Annotated in this window: 4 protein-coding genes; all 4 read right to left on the bottom strand. The window is 29.2% G+C overall.

All coding sequences use genetic code 11. The features are described 5' to 3' along the window. Positions 1-556: hypothetical protein (locus tag WAO56_RS09750; protein ID WP_422146348.1), on the bottom strand; the 556-nt coding region annotated here is incomplete at its 3' end. Between the two features lie 176 nt (positions 557-732). Further along, positions 733-2,253, bottom strand: a complete 1,521-nt coding sequence (locus WAO56_RS09745; protein ID WP_422146347.1) for a cell wall-binding repeat-containing protein — start codon at positions 2,251-2,253, stop codon at positions 733-735. 109 nt (positions 2,254-2,362) lie between these two features. Beyond that, positions 2,363-3,889, bottom strand: coding sequence for a cell wall-binding repeat-containing protein (locus WAO56_RS09740; protein ID WP_422146346.1), 1,527 nt, complete (start codon positions 3,887-3,889; stop codon positions 2,363-2,365). Between the two features lie 106 nt (positions 3,890-3,995). Further along, positions 3,996-4,517: cell wall-binding repeat-containing protein (locus WAO56_RS09735; RefSeq protein WP_422146345.1), on the bottom strand; the 522-nt coding region annotated here is incomplete at its 5' end.

Raw genomic sequence — 4,517 nt, 5'->3', positions numbered from 1 at the left:
TATAATCAACTGTATTATAACTTATAGGATAATCTTTGTTTTTTGTTAAGTATATCTGTTTATCATAAAAACCAAACTTTTTACCAGCTATTTCTAAATCTGCATTATTTGGTGCTATTTGTTCATTATCAGCATATACTTTAACTTCTACAAGTGAAGTTGATTTGTTTCTAAAATTAAACATAATAAATATCTCTTCATTAGTGTCCGGAACTTTAAATGAAGTAGATTTAATATTTTTACCGTCTATGTCTATTGAATCTAAAACATATTTTTCGGTATTATATTCCACAGTGTATTCAGCTTTTTTTTCTAGTTCTTTTACATTATCTATGTCTGTAGAAGTACTACTTCCGGATTTCTTTAATTTAATCCCTAAATCTAAATAGGCTGCTCCACCGCCAGCTCCTTTTACACCATCAATTTTTGCATCGTGTTTATATTTTACTGCATTACTACCTGAACTTGTATCTGCATAAGACAAGTTCCCAGCAAAAATGGAAAACAACATTACAAATGACATTAAAATTCCAAAAATTCTTTTACTCTTGTTCATTATATCCCTCCTGTATTTGATGATAACACAAATTACAACTTATATAAAATTACATAACTAAAAATATACCTCCAATAATATTATATTACAATTTGTTTAAAAAATAATTACAATATCCTTACGATTATATAAAAAAACTCCCGTAGTTTTCACTACAAGGAGTTTTTTAAGTTATATTATTTGTCTCTACTATTTTCAACTAATGTTTCTAATGCAGTTTTTACTGCCGGTTTTACTGAGTTTACTCCACCTGCTATATAAGCTGTTTCAATATTTTTAATTGTGCCTATATAAGTGTTTTGGCTAGATGTAAAGTCAGTTTCTGTTGATAAAATAATAGCTGCATTTTTTGTAAATGCTAATGGTCCAGCTGTTAAAGCATCAGGTGATTTATAACCATTTGCAACTACAACTGTTTTAACATTTGCTTGAGTTAATTTTTCAGCTATTGCTACTGATGTTTCAAATCTATTTGCACCGGAGATTCTCCTCTCAGTTGTATAAGTAAGAGCTGTTCCATTAATTATATTTTCAGCAACTGTTTGTGGTCCACCAATTATAGTAGCCTTTGTTGCCCCTATAGTTTTTAAACCAGCTTTAACTTCTGTAGTTAATACACTTCCATTAGTTAATACTATTGGCAATTTGTTTTCTGTTGCATAAGTTGATGCTGCTAAAGCATCGGCATCTTTTGCATCTGTACCATTTGCTATAATTACTCCATTAGTATAACCTTTATCTTTTAATGTAGTAGCTACCTTAATGGAAGTTTCGTAACGGTCTTTACCAGAAGTTCTACTAGTTGTTACGCCTTCTTTTATAGCCTTTAATTCTTTAACTAAGTTTTCAGAAACGGAATTAACTCCACCAACTACATAGATTTTATTAACGCCATTATCTCTAATATAGTTTTTAACACCTTGAATTGCAGAGTTGTCTCTTACTAAAAGTATTGGAGCTTCTAATACATTTGCTAAAGGACCAGCTGCTAAGGCATCGGCTGAAACTTCTCCATTAGCAATAATAAGATTTTCTGCTTTAGGATAAGCTTCCTTAGCTATTTCAACTGCAGTTTCATAACGAGTTACACCTTCAAGTCTTGTTACCTTGTCTACTTCTTCATCTGATTTTAAAATAATTTCCAATTTAATACTATTTCTATTTGCTTTTATAGAGTAAGGATCGTTAGCTTTACTGCTAATAGGTGTAACGACTATTTTCTTTATAGTATGTTTACTTGAAGAAAGTGTATAAACATAATTCTTAATATCATCTTCTAAAGTAGAAGTAGTTCCTTCTATCTCTGTAGTTTTACCTTTTACTTCTTTATCTCTATTCCCTATAGTATCGTTTACTAATTTGAATCCATATTCTGACCAATCGATAACGTCACTACCTTTTATTTCTTTACTACCAATTGTTATTTTTTCAATGGTAACAACAGTTTTTATTTCTTTATTATCTTCTGTTGGTGCTTCTGTTGGTGCTTCTGTTGGTGCTTCCGTTGGTGCTTCTGTTGGTGCTTCCGTTGGTGCTTCCGTTGGTGCTTCTGCTGGTCCTGAACCACTGCCACTATCATTTGTTTGACTATTTCCTTTTGTTGGATCAGTATCAGCAAAAGTTTTTGTACCAGCATAAACTGACAACACTAGAACAAAAGCTAATAAAATACTTATTAATTTTTTTGATTTTAACATAAATTCCTCCTTATTCCTTTATAGTATATAATACCATAAAATGAATTAAAAAAAAGTTATGAAAAATAAAGAATAAAAAAATAGGTATTGTACAATACCTATTTACAAATTATTTTGTTAAATTTAATATTTCTTTTGCTAAGTCACTATTAATAGAGTCTGTTCCACCAACTACATAAACTTCAAATATATTATTTTTTATATTTTTAATATATTTTTCTGTTTCCTTGTTAATTTCTTTACCATCTACTAAAATAATTGGAGCATTTTTAATACCTGCCACTGAACTTGCTGTTAGGGCGTCAATATAATTAACTCCACTTGCTAGAACAAGATTGTTAATATTATTTAATTCCCTTGCAACTTCTATTGAAGTTTCATAACGATTTTCTCCAGCTATTCTTTCTTCTAAAAGAATATTTGTATTATTTAATATATTGTTAGAGACAGAATTTTTTCCACCAACAATTATAGCATCTTTAATATTAAAATCATTTAATTTGTTGAGTACATTAACTTCTATAATACTACCATTTGTTAAAATTATAGGATATTTTTCTTGTATAGCTAAAGGACTTGCTGAAATTGCATCAGCTGCATTAACTCCATTTGCCAATATAATTTCATTTTTGTACTTATGGTCTTCAATTAAAACCTCTGCTACTTTCGCTGATGTTTCATAACGATTTTCACCAGCTATTCTTTCTACTTCTAATTTGTAGTCATCACTAAGTTCTTCTTTTAAAGAATTTGCTACAGATTCTTTCCCACCTACAATATAAACCTTAGAAGCTTTTGTAGATTCAATATAGTCTGCTACTGGTTTAGAAATAGTTTTACCATTTGTTAAAAGAATTGGTCCTTCTAATTCGTTAGCAAGTGGACCTGCAGACAAGGCATCTGCTTCCTTAACTCCATTGACTAAAACAATATTTTTCGGATTTTTAAATATATTTTCTGCAATTTTAGCTGAAGTTTCGTAACGGTCTTTTCCGGCAAATCTTTTTAAGCCAACTTCCTTTTCCCTTATTACTTTAAATTCTAAATTCAAATCTGAATCTAAGGTAAATTTATATTTTCCATTTTTTACTATTGAATTAAGACCATCTTCTACTTTATAGATATAAAAGCCTTCAGGGACATTAATAAATTCTAAAACATGTTCACCTTTTTTCAAGTCAATTTCTTTACCTAATTTGTAATCTTCTTCGTCTAATTTTACTTTTATATTAGAATTATTATCTTCTAAAGTAGCTTTAAACTTAGAATATTTAATATTTTCAATAAAGTCTAAGTAAACAAATTCCGTTTCCTTGTCTGTGTTTAATTTTAAAATATTATTAGTGGAAACTACCTTGTCATCAATAGTAATGGATTTTAAAGTATAATTATCTTCATTATATTTTATTTCATAATCCTTACCATTTTCTAAATACAGTATATTAATTCCCTTTTCATCTTTTAATTCTAAAGAATTAACTTCTAATTCCAATTCTTCTGTTGGGGCTTTACCGTCCACTGTAGTAACAAATGCTGTTTCAATAAATTTTTCCTTGGCCTCTACATTATTAGTTACAAAAAATGCAAATATCAATGTAAAAACAAGAAAAAACGATATTCCTTTCTTTTTAATCATTTAAACACCTCCTAGTATTATTATATCCTATAAATTTTAATAATAACAGTTATAAAAATATGTAAAAAAAAACTACTCTTCCGAGTAGTTTTTTATTTAGTTTATCTTATCTACTAACTAATAAGTTAGCTAATTCTTGAGCTACAGTTTCTGAAACTGAGTTAGGTCCACCAACAATGTGGATTTCAGTCATTCTGTTATCATTTAGATATTTAGCTAAGTCTTCACCTAAAACAGTTGGACTGTCAGTTAATAATATAGGTGCATTTTCTTTAAATCCTAATTGACCTGCAGATAATGCGTCTGGATAATCTTTACCATTAACAACTATAGCTTGTCCACCATGTGTAAAGTATTCATCAGCTATTGCCATTGAAGTTAATTGTCTATTATCTCCAGATAATCTGTCGATATTAGAAATATTAATTTGTGCTAAAGCTTCTGAAGAAACTGAATTAGGTCCACCAACTACCATAACCTTGTTAATTTGGTATTTAGTATCAGCTAAAGCAGCTTTTACTGAAGATGGAACAGCATTAGTTTCTGTTAATAATATCGGTTGAGTGTAAATTGCTGATGGAACTGATGCAACTAAAGCATCTGCAAAAACTCTACCATTAGCTAACAT

This window comes from Miniphocaeibacter sp. (genome assembly GCF_049276255.1).
In the GTDB taxonomy this organism is placed as follows: Bacteria; Bacillota; Clostridia; order Tissierellales; family Peptoniphilaceae; genus Miniphocaeibacter.
Note: the sequence above shows the minus strand (reverse complement) of the source record. Positions and strands in the feature narration are given on the sequence as shown.